This window comes from Pseudoalteromonas sp. SR43-5, from assembly GCF_014163835.1.
GTDB lineage: Bacteria > Pseudomonadota > Gammaproteobacteria > Enterobacterales > Alteromonadaceae > Pseudoalteromonas > Pseudoalteromonas distincta.
The window spans coordinates 301,876-328,265 of the sequence record NZ_JACJEA010000001.1 but is presented as its reverse complement, the minus strand read 5'-3'; the positions used below and the strand labels follow the sequence as shown (position 1 = coordinate 328,265).

Here is a 26,390-nt window from a genome sequence, read left to right as displayed (position 1 = left end):
TTTAGCTCGGACAATGGTCGAGTTATACAAGGTTACAAATTACTATACATTTGTAGTGCTCACTTCATCCACGCTACACTGTTTTATTTACCGTTCGCTCAACAACCACATTGAGCGCTGTATCTTTAGTAATAAAGGTTACCTCTGTCACTACAGATTTAAGGTCGCTGGGTTAGTCAATGATTAAGAGTGAACTAACCTAGCGGTTTACTAGATAAAGTAAGTGTAGTGGCATAGTTAATTTGGCCACCCACATAAGGGGCGGTAACACGTGGGCTAAAATCCGAGTGAAGCGACAGAGCCAACGTGTTACTGTCCCAGCGAAGCGACTTAATGTGTTTGTTAACCCTTAAACCATGAGTAGTACTGTGTAGCAATTATTAAAATAACTAAAAGCCCATTCAATGTTTGTTTGCCCCAATATTTTTCCAAGGTAGAACAAGCTTTTAAAAAGAAAAAGCAAGTAGTAAATACTGGGATAAAGAAAATACCTAAAAATACACTTGCAAAGAGCCACATCACGCTAAACGAAATAAACATAAACAATGACATAACAATACCCATTACAAAAATACTGGGCTCTAATGGAAGATTGAATCCGTCTATTACTAGTAAGCTCTGTATGTCCCTGTATAGTATTGATGTGTATTCTATGCCTAAAAAAAGATCAATTAATGGCATAAGCATGGCTAAAGATGCCATCTGAGCCATATCTTTTAAGAAGCTTAACGAATATTTGTGAGGCTTGGTGTACCATTTTGTTGCGATAAACCCGAAGGTTGAAAATAGAAGAGCTTTCGCAACTAATGCATTCTGCGCAAGCTTTATACCAAATACCAGATTAGAAATTATCGAAGCGAAAATTAGTATTCCAAAGGCAACCCCCAGAACATTGCCAAGGTAATCTACACCTTCTATAGTCTTTAGCTTAGTTAGCCTAGAAAACTGTACTCTAAATTTTTCGTCAAATATTTCTACTTTGCTTTGATATTCATGCTTTAGATTTAAGGAAGAACGAGCTAATGCTATGGGCAGAAAAACGTACAGCGTTGCTAAAATAAAATCCATATTACTAAAACTTCCTTTACCTTTAATCAAGATTTAACGCTTTGTTAAGTGACTTTTCCCACAAAGTAAACAGCTAGCATGAAAAACGCGAGAACAAAGCTAGCTGCCTGAAGTCGATAAAACCACTGTTCCAACTTACTTGGTTTTCTTCTTAATTTTATTGGTTCAGACGAGCCAGTTTTCTCAGCTTCTTCTAATTGCTTCCAAGCCAATTCAAGATGATAAATTGGATTCATCATTATTCGATGTTGAACCAAAATGCCGAATAATAAAGAAATAAATAATAGAACAAACGCAACAATAAATAATATGTTTGGCGAAACTGCCTTTGTGGAAGCTAGGATAGTGATACATGCGACGGTAATTGTTAATAAAAGCCGAGTGAATGAGTTGTATTCACTTCCATGTTCATTAAAGAGTTTTTGTTCTAGTTCAAAAAAAGATTGCATATATCACTTGTCACTTAACAATTTTATAGCGCGCCCGTTGCACACCTTTCTGCCAATGTCACGCGCATGTATTAATAAATCTATTATTAACAAATAACGTAATGCATTGCCAACTTTAATATTTTTATTGACACTAAAGGTATTCAGAAAAAGAAAATACGCTCATCGCTCATTTTCTTGAATATGGGAGCGAAACAACAGTACTGTTTATTTGCACAGTTTCCTACATTGGTGATGACATGAGAGTTAGTGGAGTATCAGATTTATCGAATAGTGCCAATAGCATTAGATGAATAATACTATATCTGTTCACTTAAAGCCGCCCTTAGAGCATTTACGCTAGCTCATAATGGGGCAGAAACGAGTTACGCTTGAATGTCCGCTTCACGCACAAAGCTGCCCTTAGCCTCTAACACGTTTTTGTCCAAAAACGAGTTTAACCGACCGTCTGCTTCACGCTCAAAGCCGCTTATCAGATGAAGAACCGTTCTTTTAAACTGTAAGATCGGATATGAGCTACTAAAGATTAGGCTAGTAATCCCTTATATATGCATCTAAAGAATCGATAAATTTAATACGTATTCAATTATTATTGTTTAGATTAAGGCCTCTTCTGTATTTAATTCTATTTGGTATATCTCTATAAGTTGGTCCATTACGTTTAGCTTGTGCAGTAAGCTGTTATAACGCTCTTCTAAATTTTTTGAAGCGGGTGCCATAATCTCCTTTAAATTATGGTGATATTCATATAGCTCATAATACTTTTCACGTTGAGATTCATATTCTAATACTTCAAAGCTGCACTTGTAGCGTTGCGCTTGTAAATCTAGTAAATAGTTAGCTTTTAATTGGGCCACTGTATTCGAGCACTTATGTACTTCATAAAATAAGTCTGTTTTTTTATAGGTAGAATATTGACTCCCTTCAGCTCTCATCTCTTTCAATAAACCAGTTTTAGTAAATTTTCTCGTTAGCTCAATTACTTTATTTTCTATATTGGCAAGTTCATAGCACTCATTTTTAGTCGAACAACAAATACCTACGGCTATCTCTTTCGATGTAAAGCAGTCTATATTTTTCATAGCAATAACTGTCTCAAAGAATGAGTCTAGTTCTAATTGCATAGCCATACCTTTTATGTATTATAGTGTATATTTTATGTAATATATTACATATGTGGATTGCTATCAATATGGGATCATTCTATTTTTAGAATCCCGGTATTGTTGAAATGCGATCGGTTATAGAAATAATTGGTAAAAATATAAAATTAGCTCGTGTAAAAAAAGAGTGGAGCCAAGCAGAGTTGGCCCATAATTTAAACGTAGAGCAAAGTTACATTAGTAGAGTTGAAACTGGATCTATAGCTATATCTTGTGAAAAGGTATATGAAATAATGGTGCTATTAAACTGTGAGGCAAACGACCTATTCCCTTCTGTATCCCAAATAAAAAAATAGCATTGTCGCAAAATTATAATACTAGAACTGTTCGGCTCATCGTATTTTTGATTATCTGTAACTAATATTACTTCCTATAGCTGAGCCTTAAACGCGATATGTGAGTTGGGATAATCGACTTCGAAAATAGTAAGAAATACTTTTAAGAAGCTCTATCTTATTTTGTATAGTTTATAGGAGCTTTCGAACTTATTACTATGCTGAATTTATTCTATTCATTCAAATACATCTCTGCCATATCATCTAATTTGGCTTTTACTTCTTTCCAATTGGGCATTACTTGTGTGAGTAAGCGCCAGAAACGCTCGCTGTGGTTGTGTTCTGCGATGTGGCAAAGCTCGTGCAGTACCACGTAATCAATGCATTCTTTCGGCGCTTTAACAAGATGAGGGTTGAGCATCAAGTTGCCTTTGGCAGAGCAGCTTCCCCATTGTTTTTTCATTGCCATCACACGAAAAGAAGGAATGCCTGTTACCCAAGTGGCTTTTGGAAGTAACTCGGCTAGTCGCTCATGAAAAATTGCTTTAGCTTTGTGTTGATACCATTTGTCGATTAGCGGTTTAATTTTCACCAACCGATCATCATTATTTTTGTTAATGTCATGCTTGATAGTGACATTCAATTTGCCACGGCTCAGCTTTACATTGGGCACTTGCTCAGCACCAATGATGATTTTTAATACATAGCGCTTACCTAAGTAAAACTGTGTTTCACCACTCACGTAACGTTTGGGTAAAACCTTATCTTTTTGCTTAGCAAATTCATCAATGCTTTGCCAAATCCATCTGGCACGCTTATGCATGGCATCTTGAATAGCATCATCACTTGCATCATGTGGCACTGTAGCTACAACACGTTGATCAGGGTGAACCTTAATAATTACTTTGCGTGCTGTTTGTTTAGAGTTATCAGCAGGCTTGGTTTTACGAATAACGTCGTAGCGAATGGTGTTGTTACCATAAGTAAAAACACCTTGTTCGTTGGTTGTTGCGCTGCTTTTTTCAGAATGAATAGCAGCGGCTACCGTTTTTTGTGTCACTTACATTAGCCTCTAGCTATGCCTAATCGGGTTATCTTTAACACTTCTTCAATCAGCTTTTGTGCGTTATCAAGGCCAAGCTCAGCAAACAGTATGGGTAATAACTTCATGTGAATGGCGTTTTCAATTTCCGCAGGGTTAATGGAGTACTCAGCAACAGCATCATTCACGACGGCATCAATATCAAAAGCAAGCGCTACCAATTTCTCATTATCCAGTGCCTTTTCAGTTAAAAGCTCACTATCGAATAGATGTTTGAACAAACCAAAGTAGGCTTGGGCATGTTTGTTTAACTTGCCTACGTCATCCATAAAGTCATTAGGAACATCAGCGATTTTGCGGTCTTTTACTTCTTGCTCAAAATCAGCGAATAATATGTACTGCTTAACAGGGGCATCAAACATGGCTCTAGCATCGTCAATGGCCTTTTTAAGCATCTTAGAAAAATATTCTTGTGCATAAGGATCATCAGCTAAATCTTGCTCAATCATCTTGGTGATTCGGCCTGTAATTTTGTCCGTTTGGTTACGAGCTTCGTCATCGCTCATATCCTGCGGCTTAACGTCTTTGCCCAAGTTACCCACTAAATATGCGCCATCTGGCTCTTTTACTTCAATACCCGCTATGTGTTTATCGAGCAAGCTACGGATATCTTCAGCGTATTCATCATAGTTAATGGTTTCGTCGGCATCTTCACGTACTTGTTTACGTAAATCTACAAAGGCTTTTAAGTCTCGTTTGTATAGGTCGCGCTTGTTATCAAACGACTTATCTTCAAAGTAGGTGGCAGATTGCAGCGCTACTTTCATACAGTTTGAAAATGCCGTGAGTATTGAGTAAAAATCATCACGCTTTTTAAGGTTGGTGTCGGTAAGCTTACCATCAACCTCATGCACTTTCGGTGCTAGTGCTTGGCGTAAAGCGGGGCCATCTTGTTTGTTTTTTACACCTTCAAATATCGCCCACAAATCGCTGTGCAACCCCGGAAGATTTTTATACTCGGTGTCCATGCGGTTATATAAACCTTTTAGGTCATCTATATCAAAACCGCCTTGAGTACGCTCCGCAAGGTCTTGGTACTTTTCTATAGTGGTATCAAGTTCTTTTAATATGCCCCGATAATCAATTAAGTAGCCAAACTGCTTTTTACTATGCAGTCGGTTAACACGGGCAATCGCTTGTATTAGGTTGTGCTCTTTAAGGGGCTTATCGATATAAAGCACAGTGTTCTTTGGCTCGTCAAAGCCTGTCAGGAGCTTATCTACTACGATCATGATGTCAGGGCCGTCATCTCTGCCAAAGTCTTCAATAATGGCTTTGGTGTAGGCTTTTTCATCCATTTTATCAACATTGGCTTTCCACCAATTTTGTACAATGTCTTTGCTTTCTTGATCAACTACATCATGCCCCTCACGTGTGTCAGGAGCCGACATTGCCACAACTGATGTCACGGTGCCAATTTTATCTAAAGCCTCTTTATAACGTATTGCAGAGGCTTTAGAGTCACAAGCTAACTGACCTTTTAAACCTTGATGCTTAAAGTTTTGAAAATGGTCGGCAATATCATAGGCAATCAACATAATGCGATCGGCAGTTTGATATATTTGACCTTTTTGTGAAAACTTTCTTTTTAAATCGGTTTTTTGTTTGTCGCTCAGCTTACTGGTACTACGATCAAACCATGCATCAATCGCCTTATCGTTAACGTTTAGCTCAGGAATACGTTCTTCATAAAGCAATGGGGTCACTGTTTTATCTTCAACCGCTTGCTGCATAGTGTAAGAGTGAATGATTTTACCGAACTTGTTTTCGGTCTTATCGTCTTTTAATAGCGGCGTACCTGTAAAGGCGATAAAGGCAGCTTTAGGCAGGGTTTGCTGCATACGGATATTATTTTCACCGTTTTGGCTGCGGTGGCCTTCATCCACTAACACAATAATATTAGGGCTATCGTTGTAACAGTCTTTGTGTTTTATGGCAGAGCCGAACTTATTAATGATCGAGAAAATAACGCGTTCGTTACCTTGACCAATTTGCTCAGCCAAACGCTTACCTGTGGTCGCCATAGCATCTTTTTTATCGCGGTCGGTGAGTACGCCACCCGAAGCAAAAGTACGGCTTAGCTGGTCTTCTAAATCCACTCGGTCAGTCACAATGATTACGCGGCACTGCGCAAGTTCTTCAAGCCAAATAAGTGCTTTTGATAAAAACACCATAGTAAACGACTTACCACTACCTGTGGTATGCCAAATAACACCGCCTTCACGTGCGCCAGTGTCATCAAACGTATTAATACGCTCTATCAGCGCCTTAATACCAAATACTTGCTGATAACGCGCAACAATCTTGCCTGCTTTTTTATCAAACAAAGTAAACAGGCGGGTCATATCCAGTAGGCGTTCAGGGCGTAATAAACTTACAATCAGCCTGTCTTGGTCGGTTACCGTCAGTTCACCTGCGGCAATAAGTGACTGGTAATCTGTTTTATCTTTTGCAGGGCGATGATTAAACAATGCATTTAATTGCTCATCAGCAAGAGTGTGGTTTTTAAGCCTAACAAATTCAGCTTCCGGTATTTGCTCTTCTTTCCACTTAGCCCAAAACTTCTCAGGGGTGCCGCACGTTGCATACAAGCCCTCATGTCCATTTATGGCTAACAGTAACTGGCTATAGGCATATAAATGCGGTATTTCATCCTGCTTTTGGTTACGAATATGTTGGGAGATTGCTGCAAAGTTGGTCGATTTACCCTCTTTGTTTGAATCGGGGCGTTTTGCCTCAATCACCACTAATGGCAAACCATTTACAAAACACACAATATCAGGTCTGCGGTTGCCCGTACCCTCGGCATTTTGTACTACTAATTCTTCGGTACAATGAAACGCATTGTTATCAATATTATGCCAATCAATCAGCTTAATAGTGAGCGAGGCTTTTTTACCATCAATGAATTCAGTCACACTCACGCCATACATTAACGCATCATAAATCTTCTCGTTAGCAGCTTTTAGCCCAAGGTTCATGGCAGGGTTCAGCTCATGCATTACCTTATCAATGGCCGCTTCTGAGAGCGTATGCTGCTTACCTGAAAACGAAAATGTCTGTTTGGCTAAAAAGGCACGCATCACAGGTAATAACACCACCTGATGGGTGCTTTTTTTGTTACCTGCTAACGTGTTCCCGCGAAGGGCTTCACACTCACTTGGTGGAATAAACGTGTAGCCTAAGTTAGTTAGCAGCGTAAGCGCGGGAATTTTTGCGCTAAATTCTTCTTTAAAACTCATTGTAGTTTGTACCATCTAGCTATTCCTGCTATCGATTCTTTAGTTCGTCATGATCAAAGCCCGGAGGTAGAGGCTTAAATCCACCCTTATCAGCTTCAGTCGAACTCAACTGGTAATGGAACTGTCTCAGTTTCTTAATATTAAGCTTCGTAGATAAAATTGAACTATTTTCACCACCTTTTACATACAGCAGAGTTTTATTTTCAGTTCGGCTTGGTTGAAGTACACAAGAACCACCATATTGAGATGTATTTGATTGAACTGTATAGCAGTGTAAATCTCGTACAGTTGACTCTAATATATGTTGATAGTAATTAGTATCTCGGTTCCAAACACACGCTACGAGTAAATCTAACTGTGATTTAAACAGCACTCTATGGCTGATATTTGAAAGCTCAAAACAATTGTATGTAGCTAGGCTCGTTCCATTCCAACTAACTCTATGATAGGAGGGTTCCTGTACTTGGGGCTGATGAAGTCGCAATGATTGCAGCAGTTTTTGCTCAGCAGGGGCATAGTGATTTTTTAATCTAGGTAGAATCACACAAGAATTATATTTACCATTAGATTTAAACGGTAAGACTTCAACAATAAGATTGTGAGCAACTTCACCTACAACCCAATGTTCTAAACCAAAAATCAAACCTATTCGGTTTATCCTCGCAAAATGAACCAGATTCGGTAACCACTCAACGGGAATAGACACTTCAGGAAAAACTAAAACATCTACATCATCTCTTACTGCTGAGTTGAGCATTGAGTTTAATGAGCACTGACGCTCATTACTTAAGTTTTTAGGCATATCAGCTCTTAACGCTGAAGCAATATCAATATCTGGCACAACAAAATTAGCTAACCCTAATTTAAGCTCTGCTCTTTTAAAGTCTTGACCAATAACTATATGATGAGTTGTAATTTTATCATGTTGTTTAGGGCTTTCTTCCACATTAAAGTTACTAATGGAGTTACCCGTTTCTTGAGAGTAATTTGTTTTTGATTCTTTTATCCAAGTTGGTAGGTTTGAATTTTCATTCAAAGATCTGAACAAGTCAAAAGTCTGCCATTCATCAAAATGTATGTATCGAGGAGTATAACTAATTTTAGTTTGATTTAGTCTCAGATCTCCCTCGCTCAATAGGGTTCTTTGACAAGTTAAATCTCCCTCAACATCAGTATAGTTAGCTAGCGGCCAAGCCGATAAGTAGTGTTTGAATAAGTTAGCAGAACGAATTTTTTGAATGGACAGTCTCAGTCTGTTCTCGTTGATTATTTTATCTAAAGATGCTTTTTCCCTGATAAAGTTGGAGCTTACCCTAACAGTCATTGAAAAACCGCCAACTCCCTTTGGAGGCAATTTAATGTCTAAAGCAGCTATTACCATACTAAATGAAATATTATTGTATTGATTAATGTGATCTCTCAGGGTTTCGACAAAAATTTGTTGCTTTTTAGCGTATCGAATATTTGCACTATTAATCAGGCTAATTTCGACTTGAAGATTCTGAAAGAACTTTGCTGCAATATTGTATTCCCTAAGGACAATAGCAAACTGGTAAACCTTTTCCCAAAGCCTAAAAAAACGCAATATATTTTGTCCTTTAAAAAGCTGAGTTATATCAATTAATAAATCTCTATGATGGCTTTGGTGTGATCCTTGAGCTAAGGCTATTTGTTTGGACAAAAACTGAGATAAACCACCTTCACTTTCGGAAGCTTTTAAAACATTTTTTAAGTTCCTTTCATGCCCATCGTAAAGAAATTCGTTGGCGTAGCTACTTAAGTCTGTTTTACTCGATCCATCAGGTAGCAATCTATATTCACTACTTTGCTTTTGTAGTGCTTCAATAATAACATCTAGTCCTGCTGTGCTATGGTTAGAGTGATATTGATGAAGCTGAATCTTTTCTTTCTGGACTTCCAAGTTACCGAACTCTGACGTTACTCCAAATTTTTTATCTTCAATACTAATTACAGATGATAAATAATCTTCAATGAAACTTTTGACGACGTTGCTTTTTTGAAGTCTAGTCCGTTTAAAAACAAAAAGAATATCGTCAACATAACGACCGTAGTATGCTGGTCTAACAATATCAGATACCTTTCTATCAAAGTCACTTAAACACCAATTCGCCAATATCGCTGAAGATGTTAATCCTATGGGTAGACCTAAATTATTCTCACATTCTTTATGGGTATACTTTAATTGCGGCTTTATTTTATCACTGTATTTTTTGTAAATTTTTTCTAAAAGGTTAGTAAGAAATAATGCCAATTCTAGCGCTTCATCATCGACTATTAACGATTCAATTTCGGCTGTGATTTTCTGAAATTTCAAATCGATATTATAGAAATATTGTTTAATATCTATAGCTAATATAGCAACATCATCACCTTTTTCAGTTACTTGCTTAGCTGTTGAAATCGCTCCATTTCTCCAATGATTGTATTGATTAATATAACTGGTAAATACATCCTTAGAGTCACTACTACTTGAAGGATCAATTAAACTAAAGCACTTAGCTTTAAGTCTATTTCCATAACAATCTTTTGAGAGAGTATTATCAAATAGAGGGCCAACATGAAGCGTCCATAATATATCTATCAACCAAAGCTCAGCGGGTCCATCAAAAAAATAATTAACTTTACTAACTTTATATGACTCTGCACTTTTGTAATTTGTCACATAGTTAGATTCATTACTTGAACTATCATTTTCAAACCCTTTAGCAATCAACTTAAAGTCGACTTTATTTATTAACTCAGTGAGGGGGGCATTATTTGTTAATTCACCGCTAAAAATTGTTTCAGACAGTTGTTGAAACAAATTGTTGTCCATTACTGCCCTAGATTCGAAGTCGGCAACTCTTGCCTTTAAAAATAAATTAATATTTTCAAAGTAAGCATAGCTTTTTAAATACTTATAACCTGACTCAACTTTTATAGGAGTTAACATTCGATATTCCTTATCTTAAATTTTGATTCTGCGCTTGCCAGTTAACAACTGCTGCATCAGTGCTTTTTTCTCTTGTTTTAAGTCAATAAGTTGTTGCTGTAATAGCTCGATTTCTTTGTCAGCGTTTATGAGTACGGAAGCAATTTTTTGTTGTTCAGTAATGGATGGAATATGAACTTTGAAGTTACTTAATACTTCTTTTGTAATTGTCTTAATTGTTCCACCCGGAGCCTTTGTTTTTTCAATCTCAAATAGCTCCTGCATTATGAAAGCGAAAAAGACTTTATCCATAGGAACAATAAATTCTTGGAATAGCAAAACTGTTCTGTCTACGTAAGCGTCATATTGCGTTATAGCTACTCTACCAATAGACCCTTGTAACGACACAATAACCGTTTCTTTTGGAATGAATACACTCTTGCCAATTGCAGCATCGCTGATCTTGATCTTGGTATCTGATTTTAGCTTCATGTTCTTATCGATATCGTAAACTTGAATAAATGGATATCCATTAACTTCATCGACCCACTCAGGATTACCATAGGGCTGAGGAAAGCTGCCTCTTCTATATTTAGCGAGCTTTTCTAAAGTTATCTCTTCCCACTCTCCCTCAAACGGCTTGCCTGAATCATCAAGCAAACGTTTTTTACCTGTGAGCAGTTGTTGCATGAGGGCTTTTTTCTGTTGCTTGCTGTTGTCGATTAGGCGCTCGGTGGTACTAATCGCTTTATCCCAAGTGGATAGGATTTGGGCGATTTTTCTTTGTTCAAGGAGAGGGGGATAAATGGCTTTTAACTTGCGAATATCACCTAAATTTATTCTTGAAAATGTAGACCCGCCAGCCAATTTAAAAATTGTTTTTTGTGTTTCCACTGATTGCAAGTTGTAAAACAGAAATCTACTATCAGCTTCGGTTGGTTTTACTAAAACAGTATCTTGTCCAAGTACAAAAGGTTCATCACTTTCAACAAACGCTGCCACACCGACAGATTGATTTCGGCTTAATACTAAATCGCCAACGTTTACTGTGCAATGATCCATTAGAGAGCTGTATTCCTCGGTAGACACTCTTTTTGTAGGAGTAATGAGATCTAATGCGCCCCACTTTATTGTTCCGGGGGATACCAAAGGAACTCCTTCATTAACATATTTAGGTGTTCTATGCTTGCAGTCAATTACCTTAGTAACACTATCTAGGCTTTTTGTCTCCCATCCACTAGGCACCATAACCTAACTCCTTTAAGTAGCCTTCCATTTCTGCCTCAAGGGTTTGCAGTTCGTTTTTCAATTGAACGCGCTCAGTGCGCACTGCCACTAAATCAATTTCAGCTTCTTCTTCAAAGGTATCAACATAACGAGGAATATTGAGGTTAAAGTCGTTTTCTTTAATCTCATCAACACTTGCTAGGTATGAATACTTATCGGTGGTTTCACGCGTTTTGTAGGTGTCGATAACTTTTTGAATGTTCTCAGGCGTTAACTGGTTTTGGTTTTTGCCTGATTTGAACTCACGGCTGGCATCTATAAATAACACGTTGTTGTCGGCTTTTTGCTTTTTAAAGATTAATATGGCTGCGGGAATACCTGTACCAAAAAAGAGCTTTTCTGGCAGGCCAATAACGGTATCGAGCAGGTTTTCTTCAATCAGTTGTTTACGGATTTTGCCCTCACTCGATGCGCGAAATAGCACACCATGTGGCACAACTACCGCCATACGGCCTGTGTCTGGCTTTAGGGTTTCTATCATGTGGCTGATAAACGCGTAATCACCTTTGGTTTTAGGCGGCACACCACGGCGAAAACGCCCGTAAGGGTCGCTACTAGCATCGTCATGCCCCCATTTGTCCAAGCTAAACGGCGGGTTGGCGGTTACCACATCAAAGTGCAATAAGCCGTTGCCGTCTTTATCAAGCAGTAATGGGTTGCGAATGGTGTCGCCCCATTCAATACGGTGGTTGTCTTCACCGTGTAGGAACATGTTCATTTTGGCGAGTGCCCATGTAGAGCCAATGGCTTCTTGCCCAAATAAGGCGTACTTTTTAGAGCCAGAGTTTTTACGTACCATAGCGCCACATTTTAATAGCAGTGAGCCACTGCCTGTACATGGGTCACATATTTGATCGCCTTCGACTGGCTCTAAAACGGTGGCTAAAAGGGTTGAGACCTCTGGCGGGGTATAATATTCACCAGCGGTGGCACCACTGCCAGCGGCAAAGTGTTTAATAAGGTATTCATATGCATTACCGATGATGTCTAAGCTGCCTACACGCTCTGTGCTTAGGTTTAAAATATCTTTACCAAAGTCTTCTAACAAGTGGCGCAATAAATCGTTCTTTTGTTTTTCTTGACCTAAGCGGTCGGTGTTAAAGCTTATGTCTTGGAATACGTTTTTAAGCTTGCTGCCGTTGGCTTCTTCTAGTGCGTGTAGGGCTTTATCGATACGCTCACCGTTACCTGCTTCATAACGTTTTTCGTATAAATCCCAAAAGCTGGCGCCTTCAGGCAATACAAAGCGCTGCTTAGACATCATGGCGTGAATTAAATCTGGGTTATCACCATACTGAGTAATAAGCTTGTTGTATTCGTCTTTGTATACATCAGAGATGTATTTTAAAAACAGCATAGTGAGGATGAAGTCTTTATAGGTATCGGCACTGATCACACCACGAAAGGTGTCGCAAGCATTCCACACCGCTTTGTTAATATCGTCCTGATTGATTTGATTTATAGTTGTTGCCATAGTTATCTAATACCTTAATTTAGTTAATCATAAACGTCTTAATTCAGTAAATTTAATGCAATTGCATCTTGTTCTTTTTTATCGCATTCAATAAGTTGTTGTAGTTTTGTTTGTTTTTCAATAGCGCAGTTATGCATATTAGATATCAATTTTTGTTCATTAATATCTAATAATTTGATGGGCACGTTTTCTAAAACTTGCCTACGTATAATTAAATGCAGTGAACCTTCAGCTGTAATACTGAAATAGCGTTGGGCAGGAATTTGATTTAACTGCCAACAAATAAACTCCGGTTTAACTTTATCCTGATACTCAGGCTTTATCCGAATCATAAAAAAGTGTGGGGTACAGACAGTTTTGCTAGGCAAATTATCAACCAAAGCAGAAAAGTGTTTTACGCCTTTTGCAATAAACAGTACATCACCAGAGCGTAGCCAGTTTGGGTTTTTTTTACCCGGAAGTGTCGTTTTAACCATTCCATTAATAGAAATCTGCCCTGTAGATTTTGCATCCCTAACTTGAACAACATGAACATCTCCTTGTTCTTCAGCAGTAATAGCCCCTCTAAAAGGGTAGCCTGAAAGCACGTCAGCAACCTCGTAAAGCGTTGTAAACATTGGGTTGTAACCTTTTGAATAATATAAACCACTTATGTGATGCAAAAGTATGCATCAATTAGTTAAGTAAAAGCGATTTAACCATATTAATACAGAAAAAGATATTTGAAGTTTTAATTGCATTATGCCTATACTGCAATTGCGGTATGTCGATACTGCAATAAAATTTTAATGGGTTGTGTGGTTGTACTATTTTTACCCAAATCTCTTGTTTCAATAGGAAAAAAATTGGCTTACTTAAAAAAAACTAATAGTGCTGATGTAGGAGGTCTTTCAGAGGTCAGTGGGTTCCCATTAATTATTAACTCTGACTTCAGTGTCCATTGGATGTCGTTACACTATTTTTTAGAGCTGTTAAAACTAAATACTGTTTCATCAATTTCGACATATGCACTGCACATTTTAGATTTTATTAGCCAGTTAGAAGTTGAGAGAAAGCAAGTTCATGAAGTTACCGATGATTGGTTGGTGGCATATAAAAATGAAGTAATACAAAGGGGATACGAATCAAATAATACTGAAAACTATGCTTGTCAGTTATTAAGAAGTGTCGTGTCTTATTGTCATTGGTTAACAGATAATAATTTTGAGCCATATCTCTGCGGGACATCTAAATTGCATAAAGTACAAGTGACACTTACCAATAAAGGAAAGTTACAACATTCTACTTTCAAAAATAGAGCCAAAGATAAAAGGCCTATTATTGTGCCACGCAAAGACTGGATTGAAGTCATAAAAGCTTATGGACCAGTAAGGGTTGATTTGGCACAAAGGTTTGAGTTAATGATCGATTGGGCTTGTAATACAGGTTTAAGAGTACACGAAATATGTAATTTAACGATAGGACAACTACCTCTAAGAGAAACTGCAGAAAAAGCATTAGCTATAGGAAGAAATATACCCTTTGATCTAATTATAAATAAAAGCGGTAAGCCACAAAGGATTTTTTTGTCTCCAACATTAATTATCAAAACTTGGGATTACATTGAATTATATAGAGTTGTTATCATTGCCCAGCATAAAAAGAAGATAAAAAAAAAGTATAGTACTTTCCAGAGTCCTCAGGAAATATTTTTATCGAGTCAGACGGGCTCAAGTATAAATAGAAGATCTTTTTCTAACAGCATAAGGTCTGCTTTTTTGAAATCTGTAAATGCTGGTGAACTTACAGTTGATGAAAAAGTTTGGGCTCATGGGCTTAGGCATCATTTCGTAACGGTGCTACTTCAGGCCTTAGATGAGCATGGGCAAAAAAACCCTGAACAACTCGCAATTCAAAGTACTCGGCATAGCACAGTTGATTCGATGAAACCTTATTTAAGCGAACGATATAATAAAGGTTTTCAGTAATATGGCTAAAAAACTACTGAGGAGGAAGGTCGTAGTTCTTCCTGAAGCTTCAATACAGCATTTCGCAAGACCTATAGAATGGTGTCTTCACTTGGACTCAGGTGAACCTATTGATGCCAGTTACTTATCACACATTTATAAAGGCGAAATGGTTTTAGAGCAATTAGTAATTTATTTGCGGCCAAAAAGAGCCAAGAGAACTACAGCGAATAATATTTTACGATATTTAAAGTTTTTAGCATATTGCAATGGTGCTGTTGGCGCTAAATCACTTAGTGATTTTAAGATAGAGCTCAATACATCAAATACTTCGTCAGTTAATACTAAATCTCAAGTCTTTAGCTCGTGTAAAAACTTTGTAAGTTACATGATGTCTTCAGAAGCAATTCCAACAGAAGCACTGCCTAAAAACTTTATAAGCTCAGAAGCATCTGCGAAGCCTACTATTATGGCTCTTGCAGGTGAGGAAGTTAATAAGTATGCCTTGAGCCATCCAGATGAAATAGAATCTGTAATGCGGAAGTATTCTCTAGAGCGTTTAGAGGCTTCAGCACTTGCATATGGAAACTTTATCATTGGCCGTTATCACGAATTCTCATTAAGGAAAATTGAAAGTTGGTCCTCTGATTGTGGGATGGTTGATAAAATATTAGATTCAATATCAGTAAGAAAATTAAAGCAGCTTAAAACAATTGATAGTTTTAAAGAAGGCTCCAACGAATGGAGAGAAATTGGTGAAAATAAAAGAACGATTGAACTTGCATTTCAGATTTTATATTCAAAATTTGGGAGATTAATTCCCGGATCACCTTCATGGCCTTCTGGGATTTCGGATTTTTGCAAATCCCGAGGTTGGGGCTCACAACGTATCCAGTCAGCATTTTTTACTAGCGCTTATAATTTACAATACTTTTTAGTAGCAGCTTTATCACATAAAACTCTTGCCCCTAATGTTGATAGCGTTGCATTTTACAGTTATTTAGACACTGTAAAACCAGCTACTGATAGAGGAAAAGTTAATATCCACTTTGGGAAAAAGAGAGGCGCTTCGATCAATAAAGTTTTATCTAGAAAAGATCATCTATGCAGAGTTCTTTTTGCGTATCAGGAACGATTAAAGAGGTTATTACAAGAAGTACCTAATGGTGATTTGTGGTTGAATAAAGAGCAATGTGAGTTGTTTATTCACTATACAAAGGCACCCAAAGCAGGTGCTCATACTATTAGAACTTTCGATAGGTCAAGTACTTCAGATATGGTCAGAAGAGTTACTAAAGAACTAGCAAAAGAATCTCCAGAGTTTTTAATCTTTGTCAAAAAACTAACTGGTGAATGCTTTAGGCCAACGATTGCTGCAATTGAAATGTTATCAGGGAGTTCTTTAGGGGAGTTAAGTAAAACATTAAATCATAAGAACCTTTCCACTACGGATAGCTATGGCATTAGAGTAGAAACTCAGGCTTTGTTAAGTGAGAAATTGAAAAATTTCCAAACCTTCTTATTGAAAAGTAGAAGTCCAGAGCTTCCTGATACAGGAAATGGTTATCAATGTGGAAAAGTACAAAAACCAAAAGTTAAATGTGAAGGGCTTGATTTATGCTTTCAGTGTGACGCCAAAAAAGTTGTACTTAAAGACCTAAAGTTGATTGCCGAATGGATAGCATATTCAGATTTTATAAAAGCGAATGAACTCCGATTAAAATTTAATAACCCGCAGCGTTGGGAAAGCTATTGGGTGTATAGGTTAGTTGAATATGAGGACTTACTCTCGAAGTGTACAAAAGCGGAGTTACGATTAGCGAAAGAAAGAGCTAAAACTATAATTTTACCTTTTATGGATTGAGTATGAAGCTATTAAAAAAGAATACAAGTGAACAATCGAATCAAGGATTTAATACTGGGGTAGAGTTAACTGGAAAGCTCAATTTTTGGTGGATAGAGAGTAATAACGAACATGTTTGGTATTTGAGAAAAGATAATCATACTGCACCATCTTCATTTACTCTCAATTGGGAGCCTCAAACGTTTTTTGCAGCAGGGCAGGATATTTCTAGTTGGTTCTATTGGAAATTATACGCTCAGAAATTAGTTATAACCATTATGGAATCAGATAAAACAAATGATCTTAAGCCCATCACACTATGTACCTATGGACGGCAGGTACGTGAGATATGCGAGTATTTTTGTTTTGTAAATAGGTTACATAACATTCAAGATGTAAAGAAAGTCCATGTTGAGAGCTATGAGCAGTACATTTTAGGTTTAAAAATTAACTCTTCATCAATTGAAACTAAGCTTTATATTTTAAACTTAATGTGGATTCTGAATGAAGATGTTGGCACTGGATTAAATTTTCTTCCCTATCATGCTGGCACAATAAAAAAAATTAGTAAAAAGCTAGGAAAGAGGGGGAAACATACCGAGACAATTCCACCCAAGGAATTTTTTCGAATATTGGATTGTTCAATATCAGAAGTTGAAAACTCTAAACCTTGGTTATTAAAGCTAGATTCGTATATTCAAATGAAGGCTAAATATCCAAATAAAGTGTCTAGAGCTTATATGAAGAGATATAGCGAATCATCTAATATTCTTTTAAAAAAAATAGAAGTTATTTATGCATCTGCAATTGTAGTCCTTTTCTCATTGACTGCTATGCGCAAGCATGAAGCCACAGTATTAAGGTATGACGATGTATTGTATATGCTGGAAAATGATTCTGATCTAGTTGGCAGAGTCCATAAAACATCTAAAACAGAAACTGGCAAAGAAACGAAAAGACCCCTTCCGGAAGAAGGAAGAAATGCTCTCCATGTTATTTGTGAGCTTTCAAAATATACAAGAGCTAAAGATCAGGATGATGAAAGGCTTCTTCTAAGACTTCCCTATAAACATAGTGTCTCTCCACTAAATAATTCACATAATTATCTAACTACCAATGTTCTGTATAAATTGTACGACAATTTAGTAAATCATCTTGGTCTTGATTATAAACTTAGGCCCCACATGCTTCGAAAAGCATTCGCTATGATTTGGTGTTGGAGATATGAGATTGGGGATCTCGAATATCTATCTAAATTTCTTTTTCATAATAGCTATGAATTTACAAAAGCATACATTGAGGATGCTGACACGTATAAATTCTTACCTGAGCAGACTCAGCAATACACTCATGAAATTTTTGAACAAGCTTTATCTGGTAAAACTATAATTAAAGGCGCAGCTGGAAAATTGATAAGTAAATATCAACAGTTATTAGCTCATAAAGTTCAAGTGTTAGATGCAAACACCCTCGACATATTTATAAAAAAACTCCTGAGTAAATTCAATTACCAAGTTACACCTAATGCTGATGGATATTGTTTTATGAGTGACAGCCGTAGTTCGAGAGCTAAGTGTTCGACAAATGGTAGAGATGCAGATTATACAAATCGTAGCGAAAAGCATTGCTTCACATGCCAAAATTTTGGAGTGTCGGAAGCTAATGTTAGTTATTGGGAAAGAAGAAAAGAGGCCCACCTAAACGTGAGTAAAAATACTAAAGATCAATTATTATTCAAAGCTGCTTCTGAAGGCGTTAAAAGGGCTGAAAGTGTAATTAAAATGTTTGAGGTTCAATAATATGAAAAGAGCTAGCTCAGAGGAATTCAAAATTGCGATCCGAGAATCTATATCTGGCTTAATCGCAAAGGGAGAAGTAATTACAAAAACGGCAGTAATTAGTAACGCAAAGCTAAATAACGGCTCACATGTTGGTAAAAGTACACTTTATAAAAAAAATAGTTCAAATGAATTTGTGCATGCAGCCTTATTGCAGGAGATAGATGTTGCGATTGCATCACAAAAAAAAAGCTTAGGAAAGCCTTCCTATAATGATAAAATTTCTGATCTAAAGAATGAAATAGCTAAACTCAATAAAGAAAATAAGAGATTGGTCGATCAAGTTGTATCTCAAGAAAGCAGAATAATATCATCGCTTAGGCAAAGTGATTTGGAAAGCGAGATGGTAAGCTCGTTTGAAGGTGAGGTTTTTGTTCTTCAAAGTATATTAACGAGATTGAATCCAAGATACAAAGGTTTTATTGGCTCTATACAAAGTTATGAATTGAAGTTTCGTAGTACCCACCACTTATCTTATTTAAGTCAGAGGATTGATAGAGTCGTTGCGGACATTAAACACTATACTATTTTCCCTAATCTAGTAGATAAATAGTATAGTGCAAGCAGTAGTATAGTAAGAGTAGTGGTATAATCGCTGCATACATTGAATTTAAAAAGGTTGAGGAGAAGTATATGAGTCGTGGGGTGAACAAAGTAATTTTGGTTGGTAATTTAGGGCAAGATCCTGAAGTTCGTTATATGCCTAACGGTAACGGTGTAGCAAATATTACCTTAGCAACTTCGGATAGCTATAAAGATAAAAACACTGGCCAAATGGTTGATAAAACTGAGTGGCATCGTGTTGTATTCTTTGGCAAATTAGCAGAAATTGTTGGTGAATATTGTCGTAAAGGATCACAAATTTATGTTGAAGGTAAGCTTCAAACACGTAAATGGACCGATCAACAAGGCCAAGAAAAATACACTACAGAAATAGTTGTAGATGGCTTTACTGGTCAAATGCAAATGCTTGGCGCACGCGGTGGCGATCAGCAAAGCGGTGGTTATCAAGGTAATCAAGGCGGCCAACAAAGTGGTGGTTACCAAGGTAATCAGCCGCAAGGTGGTCAACAAAGCGGTGGTTACGGTCAAAATAACCAAGGTCAAGGCGCACAGCAAGGTGGCTATAATCCACAGCAACAAGCCGCACCAGCAGCACAACAAAAACCGGCTCCAGCACCACAGCAGCAAAGTAATCAATATCAGCCGCAAGGTGGTTATGCACCACAGCAAAAAAGTGCCCCACAACAGCAAGGTGGCTTCGCTCCTAAACCGCAAAATGCCCCGCAAGGTGGTGCATCAAACCCAATGGAACCGACCATTGATTTTGACGATGATATCCCGTTCTAGTGTCCCAACCTTTACAGTGTAAAGATGTATTATAGAAAAGCCCCGTTCATACGGGGCTTTTTGCTATTTTTAGTGTAATTTTCTTCTTGTGATTAATTTTTGACCATGTTATGAATATACCAAGGTCAAAGTGTAAAGAGCAAGGTCATGCAATTACGTAAAGTTAGGAAAGATGGAATTAACGAAGTTGGATGCTTGGTCGTTGATGAGTTAGGTGCTCCCATTGACAGGATCTGTCGTTACACGCTTATCGAGAATTGCAGGGCGCGCTGATAGCACGCAAGAGAATATTACTCGGCACATCATTCATATTGAACGCTGGGCAGAACAACTTGATATTAATTTGGAGGAAGAAGTAGCAATTCGAGGTTTAGTCCAAGGAGAATTGTTTACCTCCCTTATTCGTCATCTAGAGAGCTATTCTGAAAAACCAAGAACTATCAATGAATATCGTCATTAAGCAATAAAATGAAATAGTATTAGTAAGCATGTTAAATTATGGTGAAATTTACATTATCTTTAATTGATATATATATCGTTAACACTTACCATTAAAAGACTTTTACCTTGATTGCACAATGAGAAACATGAAAACTAATATCTTATTTTTATTTCTTGTTTTTCTATTTTTGAGTCCAATTTCAAACGCTCAATCTTCTTCAAATGTTACTCATGTTTTATTTATAAATTCAACAAACCAAGATATGCCTTGGCACAAAAGTGTTGATTCTGGACTGCGTAAAAAACTTATAGAACGTTCTTTTAGTTATGAGCTCTTCGTTGAAAATATGGATGTAAACCGCTTTGATGAAGCAAATCAAAAACAGTTAATGAAGGACTACCTTAAGCAAAAATATAAAAATAAGCACATAGATATCATTGTTACTCAGTCGCCTTCTGCAGCTGTACTTTTATCGCAATTAGATGATTTTTTTATAAATGCTCCAAGAATATATTTAGAACCAGGCGCTCAATTTAGTTTACCTGAAAGCACCAATGGAGCAGTGATCCAAGCTAAATTAGACTACGCGCAAGCAACAGCAAGCGCTGTTAATTTAATGAAGCCTAAAAAATTAATCGTTATATTAGATACAAAAAATGATATTGGGATGAGCTTTTATCGAGGGCTATTTTCGGTTATTAACCGTGACTTTTCGTATTTAGACGTAGAAAAGTGGTTTGATCTTTCAATGCCAGAGCTACTCACTAGAATAAAAAATGCGCCAGATGATTCAATTATATTGTTTACACCCATTTTCAGGTATTACGATAATAAATCTCTTAGCCCTTATCAGCTAGTAGAGCGATTAGCTGAAGCAAGTTCAGCGCCCGTTTTTAGTTATTGGGAGGTACTATTAGGTTCAGGTGTTGTTGGTGGGTATGTGTTGTCGGGTGAAAAAATAGGCGCACGTATTGCCGATTCGATAATTTTATACAATGAAAATAAAAGCCTAAGTGCAATCAGTGGTGAAGAACTGAGTGTTTATGCTTACGATTGGCGTCAATTAAACAAGTTCGATATAGCTTCACAAAGCTTGCCAGAAAAGTCGATTATATCTTATTACGAGCCAACCTATTTTGAGCAAAATAAAACATTGATTTACAGCGCTACTGCGATTATCTGTATTCTTAGCAGCTTTTTAGTTTTCGTATTGTTTTTAAATCAACGCCGCATCCAACTTTTAAAAGAGCTTGATGAAGAAAAGCAAAGATTAGAGTCTCGCGTTGAACAGCGTACTGAAGAACTGTTGCAAGCCAAAGATGAGGCTGAAAAGCTGACATCCGCTAAGTCTGAATTTTTAGCAAATATGAGTCATGAAATTAGAACGCCTATGAGTGGGATTATTGGCTTAACCAACATTTTGCTAGAAAAAGGTTTGCCTAGGGAATATGAGCATTATTTAAATAAAATTAAATATTCTTCAGATCAACTCCTTGTAGTTATTAACGATATTTTAGATTTTTCAAAAATTGAGTCTGGAAACATTAACCTTGAAGAATTTCCTTTTTCTGTAAATTCGGTTGTTGACTACATCAAAGCAACTTTTGATGAGCTAGCTCAAAGCAAAGGGATCACATTTGATATTGTCATTGGTGAAGAGGTCAAACTTAATTTAATTGGTGATGTAGTTCGAATAAACCAAGTACTGCTAAATTTATGCTCTAACGCAATTAAATTTACTACACAGGGCTTTGTATCGGTATTAATAGAATCAAAAAGATCATTAGCCGATCCTAAGAGTGTTTGTTTGTATTTTATTGTTAAAGATTCAGGTATTGGCATTGCCGAGCAAAGCCTTGCCGATTTATTTGAATCTTTTACTCAAGCTGACAGCTCTACAACTAGGAAGTTTGGCGGCACAGGTTTAGGCTTAACTATAAGTAAGCGTTTATGCCAATCGATGGGGGGAGATATAACTGTAAAAAGCACTCAAGGTGTAGGTAGTGAATTTATAGCTTCAATTAAGGTGAAACTGAATAACCAAGCGTTAATTGATGATACTCCTAACCTAACTTTTACTGATGCGTTTGAAGTACTAATTGTAGATGATAATGAAGATGATCTTAAGGTAATTGAAAATCAGCTAACGGCTATGGGGTTAGCATGTATGGCCTGTCAATCTGCTAAACAAGCTATTGATATTATTGAACACAATAAAGAGAAATTTAAAGTTATTATTGTCGACTGGGCAATGTCATCAATGAGTAGCGAAACTTTTTTAATACGCATTTTTAATATTAACCCTCAACTTTATGCCAACACTATTGTGCTTATAATGAGTGACGAAAGTTTACTAAATAATGGAGCCAAAAAAGTAAGTATAAAAACTATTTTGCAGAAACCTGTATACACGAGTGTTTTGTATGAGGCGATTGAAAGTAAAGTAGTAGGCTCTCTGAATGAAGTGCCTGTGGTAAATGCAGTAAGTGAAAAGTCGCTAGCAGGTATCAAAATATTAGTTGTGGAAGATAACTCGATCAATAAACTAATAGTTACAAACATACTAGAAAATGCGGATGCTCAAATTTATTTGGTCGACAATGGACTAGAATGTATTCAAGCCGTGAAATCGCAATCGTACGATATTATTTTGATGGATATTCATATGCCTATTATGGATGGGGTTGAGGCAAGTAAAATTATTCGTAACGATAGTGATAAAGCAATCGCAAATATTCCAATAATTGCTTTAACAGCTAATGTTATGAAAGATGATATTACACGATACTTATCCATTGGCATGAACGCCCATGTTGCAAAGCCTATTAAAGCGCAAAATCTACGTGAAACTATAATCCGCTGTTTAAATAAATAGCTGAGCCATTAAAGGGATTTAATAATTATCCATATTAAGTACCTATCGTAATGTCTCCCGTTGCTGAACCTATTTTGGATAACTTAAAAAGACAATTCATAAAATAGAATTTTCCTCACCGGTTGCTATATGAAATCTCATACATCCTTTTCCCATATGTTTATTTCAGCAAAGGTTGAATTATCAATGTCAGAAGTTAGTGAGTTGGGCACTATAAACAAAGCACACAGCTTCGCTGCACATAGTACAAGCAAAACGCGCTTAAGCTTGAGGATTCAATTTAATCTATTTATAAAATAAAGGGCATAGTTGTTTGTTTGTGTAAGTTCTCGTTTATCTGAGTGTTTTTTGTTTAGCACTATTAATAAACGTTTAAACTTAGTTTATAGCCTTGTACTTCTATAGATATTGAACAACACTTTAGTTAATAATTTAACGAGTGGCAGGCTATGCAAAAGAGTAAAATCTGGCTTTTCAAGTACTTCAAAGGTATCTCTTTTGTCTTATTTTTAATGATACTTATTAGTTTTAATTTTATTTTAAATGATGCATTACATCAAAAAGTTCATGCTTCTGGTCAGCAGTTCGTTAAACACGTTTACGAGCTGAATTTATCTGCTTCTATAAACAATGAAGTGTTGGCTGCATTGGCTAAAAGTGAAGGTTTTATGTTGGAAGTGCCAAAGCCTGCAGAGCATTTTAAGCATTTAGTGAATATAGAGCGCGAAGTTTTTTCTTACAAAACATTAAATTTGAGCCTTTATCACTATCCAGTGTGGGTAACACAAAGCTACTTATTTATATTTTTGAATCTGATTATATTAGGCGCTGCTAATTGGTCTTATCGCTGGTGGAGCCTGTTAAAAGTAAACCGTAAAGTAATGCTTAAAAATACAGTTATACAGCCGACTAAAATTATTCAACAAAGGTATAAAAATACTCAACTAATCGAACAGGCAAAAAAATGTGATTTAAGTTCTTTGTATGGAGTTAATACTGCATCACATAACTTATTTTTACTTATTGAGTGTGATTGTAGCTATGATAAAAAAACGGATATAGAAGCCAATTTTAAAGTCTTAATTACTAAAAAATTAGCCGAACTTAAAGGTGTGTCGGTAAAAATACTAAACTCTAATTACTTAGCGGTTACCTTACCAAACATTTCTATTAGCGAGTTGAATAGCTACGTTGAAAAGCTTCATAAAAATGTGTTTTTAATATGTCAAAATCATCAAAAAAATATTACTCATAAAAATATTAAAATAGGTGCGTGTGATTATCAATTAGGCGCTGATCAAGTGGCGGTTTATAAGCTAGCAAAATCAGCACTCGCGCTATCACAAAGCAGCCTATTGCAGCATTGCCACCGTTTAACGTTAAATCACTGCCAAGAAAAACACCTCTCTAGCAAACAGGTTATAGAAAACATTAAAAAGAATAAATTTATATTATTCTTTCAGCCTGTATTTGAACTCTCTAGTGGAGATATCCTGCAGCATGAAGCTCTTATTCGGGTTAGGCATAGCCAACTTGGTTTACTGGCCGCTCGTTATTTTATTAAGCAGGTTTATAGTGATCAAGACGCTTTAATATTAGATAAAGCTGTAATAACACAAGTCAAAAAGCTAATGCTCAGTGAGTCTTCGGCTTTAACAGTTAGTGTAAATCTACACCCTAAAAATTGGTTTAATACTGTATTTTGGGAGTGGTTAGCCAATCAAATGGCAGAGCTTAAGTTAAATACTAAATTACAATTTGAAATAAGTGAGGCAGAATTTTTTACTCATAGAGAGTCGATAACTAATGCACTCAATGTTATTAAAAAAGGGCATTCACATATTGTGATTGATAATGTAAAAAGCAGTGAGAAAGTAGCCATGCTAGTTGATTATAACCAAGTATGTGGGCTTAAGTTATCTTACGAACTGGTTCATTTATTAGATGAAAAAACTCAAAGTCAAAAGAAAATAAAAAGGATAGTCGAAGCCGCTAGTCTTTTAAATCTACCCGTATACGCGGTGGGCGTAGAGACTCAAAAAGAGCTACTTACGCTTACCAAATTGGGAGTGGTAGGAGCTCAAGGTTTTTACTTTTCAGAGCCACTTCAAGAGTTTACGCAAGCGGTATTTAATTAAGGTCTAGATTAACCCTCTATATTTAAGCCCATTTAAGCCTTGAAGCCCGCCAGTATGAACAGCAATAATTTTACTCCCAGATGGGAAATAATCTTGCTCAATGAGTTGCCACAATGCATACATCATTTTTCCGCTATAAATAGGCTCAAGCGGTAGGTTGTGTGTGCGGCCTATATCTTGGCAGAACTGCCATAACTCAGGTGAAAATTTTCCATAACCACCACCATGAAACTCTGTGAGTAACTGCCAGTTAGTTTGATTATTAGCTTTAGCGCTCAGCTTTTTTATTTCTTCATTTAAATAATCAGCTTGTTTTAATACCGCTATACCAATAACTTGTGTTGTTGAAGCACTGCCTTCTATTAGTCCAGCAAGTGTGCCACCACTACCTGTAGGACAAACTAAGTAGCTATGTTCGGGTAAGCTTTGTACTAATTCTTTACACCCTAATAAAGCATGTTCATTTGTACCACCTTCAGGGATGATATAAGCGTTTGGAAAACGCTCTTGTAGAGCATTAAGGTATTCGGTGGCGTGACGTTTTCGATATTCTATACGATTAACAACATGTAGGTTCATACCACAATGTTTTGCAAACTGAATTGTCGGATTGTTGTTATCAAGTTCTGGTCCGCGGATAATCGCGTGAGTTTTTATATTAAATTCTTTTCCCGCAGCTGCGCAGGCGTGAATATGGTTTGAAAACGCACCACCAAAAGTCAGAAGCTCTGTTTTATTTATCTTTTGCATATACGCTAAATTGTATTTTAATTTACGCCATTTATTGCCACTTATTAGCGGATGGAGTAAATCATCACGTTTTATACCTAAACAAATATTTCTCTTTTTTAGAAACGAGCTATCTAATTGTTGAATATAGTTATTTTCATCTATTTTGAATTTTTCACGCATTTTATTGGTTTTCAATTTGGCAAAGTAGTTAAAATGTACGACACTTATTTCATA

The 26,390-nt window shown here is 36.6% G+C and carries 19 protein-coding genes; 9 read left to right on the top strand and 10 right to left on the bottom strand.

Features of this window, described 5'->3' with window-relative positions:
* Positions 1-342: 342 nt before the first annotated feature.
* The 3 genes from H5090_RS01480 to H5090_RS01470 form a co-directional block, all read right to left on the bottom strand.
* Positions 343-1,098 carry a hypothetical protein gene (locus H5090_RS01480; protein WP_182694832.1) on the bottom strand — a complete coding sequence of 252 codons (756 nt, stop codon included), beginning with the start codon at positions 1,096-1,098 and terminating at the stop codon, positions 343-345.
* Positions 1,099-1,112: 14 nt separating this feature from the next.
* Positions 1,113-1,517 carry a hypothetical protein gene (locus tag H5090_RS01475; RefSeq protein ID WP_182694831.1) on the bottom strand — a complete coding sequence of 135 codons (405 nt, stop codon included), beginning with the start codon at positions 1,515-1,517 and terminating at the stop codon, positions 1,113-1,115.
* A 596-nt stretch (positions 1,518-2,113) separates the two neighbouring features.
* Complete coding sequence (locus tag H5090_RS01470) at positions 2,114-2,641, bottom strand: hypothetical protein (protein WP_182694830.1); 528 nt, start codon at positions 2,639-2,641, stop codon at positions 2,114-2,116.
* A gap of 107 nt (positions 2,642-2,748) precedes the next feature.
* Here H5090_RS01470 and H5090_RS21060 point away from each other — a divergent pair, with 107 nt between their 5' ends.
* Entirely contained in the window at positions 2,749-2,976 is a 228-nt protein-coding gene (locus H5090_RS21060; protein WP_128583447.1) for a helix-turn-helix domain-containing protein, read from the top strand.
* A gap of 211 nt (positions 2,977-3,187) precedes the next feature.
* Here H5090_RS21060 and H5090_RS01460 read toward each other — a convergent pair whose 3' ends face one another.
* From H5090_RS01460 to H5090_RS01435, 6 genes are read right to left on the bottom strand one after another with little or no spacing between them, the layout of a single operon-like run.
* A complete protein-coding gene (locus H5090_RS01460) occupies positions 3,188-4,015 on the bottom strand; it encodes a M48 family metallopeptidase (protein WP_182694829.1) in 828 nt (275 codons plus the stop codon).
* A 5-nt stretch (positions 4,016-4,020) separates the two neighbouring features.
* Positions 4,021-7,314: a type I restriction endonuclease subunit R gene (locus H5090_RS01455; RefSeq protein WP_182694828.1), complete on the bottom strand. Its 3,294-nt coding sequence runs from the start codon at positions 7,312-7,314 to the stop codon at positions 4,021-4,023.
* A gap of 13 nt (positions 7,315-7,327) precedes the next feature.
* Entirely contained in the window at positions 7,328-10,252 is a 2,925-nt protein-coding gene (locus H5090_RS01450) for an RNA-directed DNA polymerase (protein WP_182694827.1), read from the bottom strand.
* 15 nt (positions 10,253-10,267) lie between these two features.
* Positions 10,268-11,479, bottom strand: coding sequence for a restriction endonuclease subunit S (locus tag H5090_RS01445; protein WP_182694826.1), 1,212 nt, complete (start codon positions 11,477-11,479; stop codon positions 10,268-10,270).
* Positions 11,469-12,992, bottom strand: coding sequence for a type I restriction-modification system subunit M (locus tag H5090_RS01440; RefSeq protein WP_182694825.1), 1,524 nt, complete (start codon positions 12,990-12,992; stop codon positions 11,469-11,471). Before H5090_RS01440 ends, H5090_RS01445 begins: the two co-directional genes overlap by 11 nt.
* A gap of 38 nt (positions 12,993-13,030) precedes the next feature.
* A complete protein-coding gene (locus H5090_RS01435) occupies positions 13,031-13,609 on the bottom strand; it encodes a restriction endonuclease subunit S (protein ID WP_182694824.1) in 579 nt (192 codons plus the stop codon).
* Positions 13,610-13,837: 228 nt separating this feature from the next.
* On the opposite strand from H5090_RS01435, the gene H5090_RS01430 reads away from it, so the two are divergent.
* The 8 genes from H5090_RS01430 (at position 13,838) to H5090_RS01395 (ending at position 25,424) form a co-directional block, all read left to right on the top strand.
* Positions 13,838-14,959, top strand: coding sequence for a site-specific integrase (locus H5090_RS01430; protein WP_182694823.1), 1,122 nt, complete (start codon positions 13,838-13,840; stop codon positions 14,957-14,959).
* Position 14,960: 1 nt separating this feature from the next.
* Entirely contained in the window at positions 14,961-16,802 is a 1,842-nt protein-coding gene (locus tag H5090_RS01425; protein WP_182694822.1) for a hypothetical protein, read from the top strand.
* Between the two features lie 2 nt (positions 16,803-16,804).
* Positions 16,805-18,580 carry a tyrosine-type recombinase/integrase gene (locus H5090_RS01420; RefSeq protein ID WP_182694821.1) on the top strand — a complete coding sequence of 592 codons (1,776 nt, stop codon included), beginning with the start codon at positions 16,805-16,807 and terminating at the stop codon, positions 18,578-18,580.
* 1 nt (position 18,581) lies between these two features.
* Positions 18,582-19,172 carry a hypothetical protein gene (locus H5090_RS01415; protein ID WP_182694820.1) on the top strand — a complete coding sequence of 197 codons (591 nt, stop codon included), beginning with the start codon at positions 18,582-18,584 and terminating at the stop codon, positions 19,170-19,172.
* Between the two features lie 80 nt (positions 19,173-19,252).
* Positions 19,253-19,969, top strand: a complete 717-nt coding sequence (gene ssb / locus H5090_RS01410; protein ID WP_182694819.1) for a single-stranded DNA-binding protein — start codon at positions 19,253-19,255, stop codon at positions 19,967-19,969.
* Between the two features lie 223 nt (positions 19,970-20,192).
* Complete coding sequence (locus H5090_RS01405) at positions 20,193-20,429, top strand: hypothetical protein (protein ID WP_182694818.1); 237 nt, start codon at positions 20,193-20,195, stop codon at positions 20,427-20,429.
* 127 nt (positions 20,430-20,556) lie between these two features.
* Complete coding sequence (locus tag H5090_RS01400) at positions 20,557-23,286, top strand: response regulator (protein WP_182694817.1); 2,730 nt, start codon at positions 20,557-20,559, stop codon at positions 23,284-23,286.
* A gap of 449 nt (positions 23,287-23,735) precedes the next feature.
* The gene (locus H5090_RS01395; protein WP_182694816.1) at positions 23,736-25,424 is read left to right on the top strand and encodes an EAL domain-containing protein; all 1,689 of its coding nucleotides are present in this window, start codon (positions 23,736-23,738) and stop codon (positions 25,422-25,424) included.
* 3 nt (positions 25,425-25,427) lie between these two features.
* Here the strand turns inward: H5090_RS01395 and H5090_RS01390 are convergent, their stop codons facing one another.
* A complete protein-coding gene (locus H5090_RS01390; protein ID WP_182694815.1) occupies positions 25,428-26,336 on the bottom strand; it encodes a 1-aminocyclopropane-1-carboxylate deaminase/D-cysteine desulfhydrase in 909 nt (302 codons plus the stop codon).
* Between the last annotated feature and the right edge of the window lie 54 nt (positions 26,337-26,390).

Excerpts from the sequence above, each read along its gene's own strand:
- H5090_RS01475 (WP_182694831.1), bottom strand. The coding sequence starts at position 1,517 with ATGCAATCTTTTTTTGAACTAGAACAAAAACTCTTTAATGAACATGGA.
- H5090_RS01470 (WP_182694830.1), bottom strand. The coding sequence starts at position 2,641 with ATGCAATTAGAACTAGACTCATTCTTTGAGACAGTTATTGCTATGAAA.
- H5090_RS21060 (WP_128583447.1), top strand. The coding sequence starts at position 2,749 with ATGCGATCGGTTATAGAAATAATTGGTAAAAATATAAAATTAGCTCGT.
- H5090_RS01455 (WP_182694828.1), bottom strand. The coding sequence starts at position 7,314 with ATGGTACAAACTACAATGAGTTTTAAAGAAGAATTTAGCGCAAAAATT.
- H5090_RS01450 (WP_182694827.1), bottom strand. The coding sequence starts at position 10,252 with ATGTTAACTCCTATAAAAGTTGAGTCAGGTTATAAGTATTTAAAAAGC.
- H5090_RS01445 (WP_182694826.1), bottom strand. The coding sequence starts at position 11,479 with ATGGTGCCTAGTGGATGGGAGACAAAAAGCCTAGATAGTGTTACTAAG.
- H5090_RS01440 (WP_182694825.1), bottom strand. The coding sequence starts at position 12,992 with ATGGCAACAACTATAAATCAAATCAATCAGGACGATATTAACAAAGCG.
- H5090_RS01435 (WP_182694824.1), bottom strand. The coding sequence starts at position 13,609 with ATGTTTACAACGCTTTACGAGGTTGCTGACGTGCTTTCAGGCTACCCT.
- H5090_RS01425 (WP_182694822.1), top strand. The coding sequence starts at position 14,961 with ATGGCTAAAAAACTACTGAGGAGGAAGGTCGTAGTTCTTCCTGAAGCT.
- H5090_RS01420 (WP_182694821.1), top strand. The coding sequence starts at position 16,805 with ATGAAGCTATTAAAAAAGAATACAAGTGAACAATCGAATCAAGGATTT.
- H5090_RS01415 (WP_182694820.1), top strand. The coding sequence starts at position 18,582 with ATGAAAAGAGCTAGCTCAGAGGAATTCAAAATTGCGATCCGAGAATCT.
- ssb (WP_182694819.1), top strand. The coding sequence starts at position 19,253 with ATGAGTCGTGGGGTGAACAAAGTAATTTTGGTTGGTAATTTAGGGCAA.
- H5090_RS01400 (WP_182694817.1), top strand. The coding sequence starts at position 20,557 with ATGAAAACTAATATCTTATTTTTATTTCTTGTTTTTCTATTTTTGAGT.
- H5090_RS01395 (WP_182694816.1), top strand. The coding sequence starts at position 23,736 with ATGCAAAAGAGTAAAATCTGGCTTTTCAAGTACTTCAAAGGTATCTCT.
- H5090_RS01390 (WP_182694815.1), bottom strand. The coding sequence starts at position 26,336 with ATGCGTGAAAAATTCAAAATAGATGAAAATAACTATATTCAACAATTA.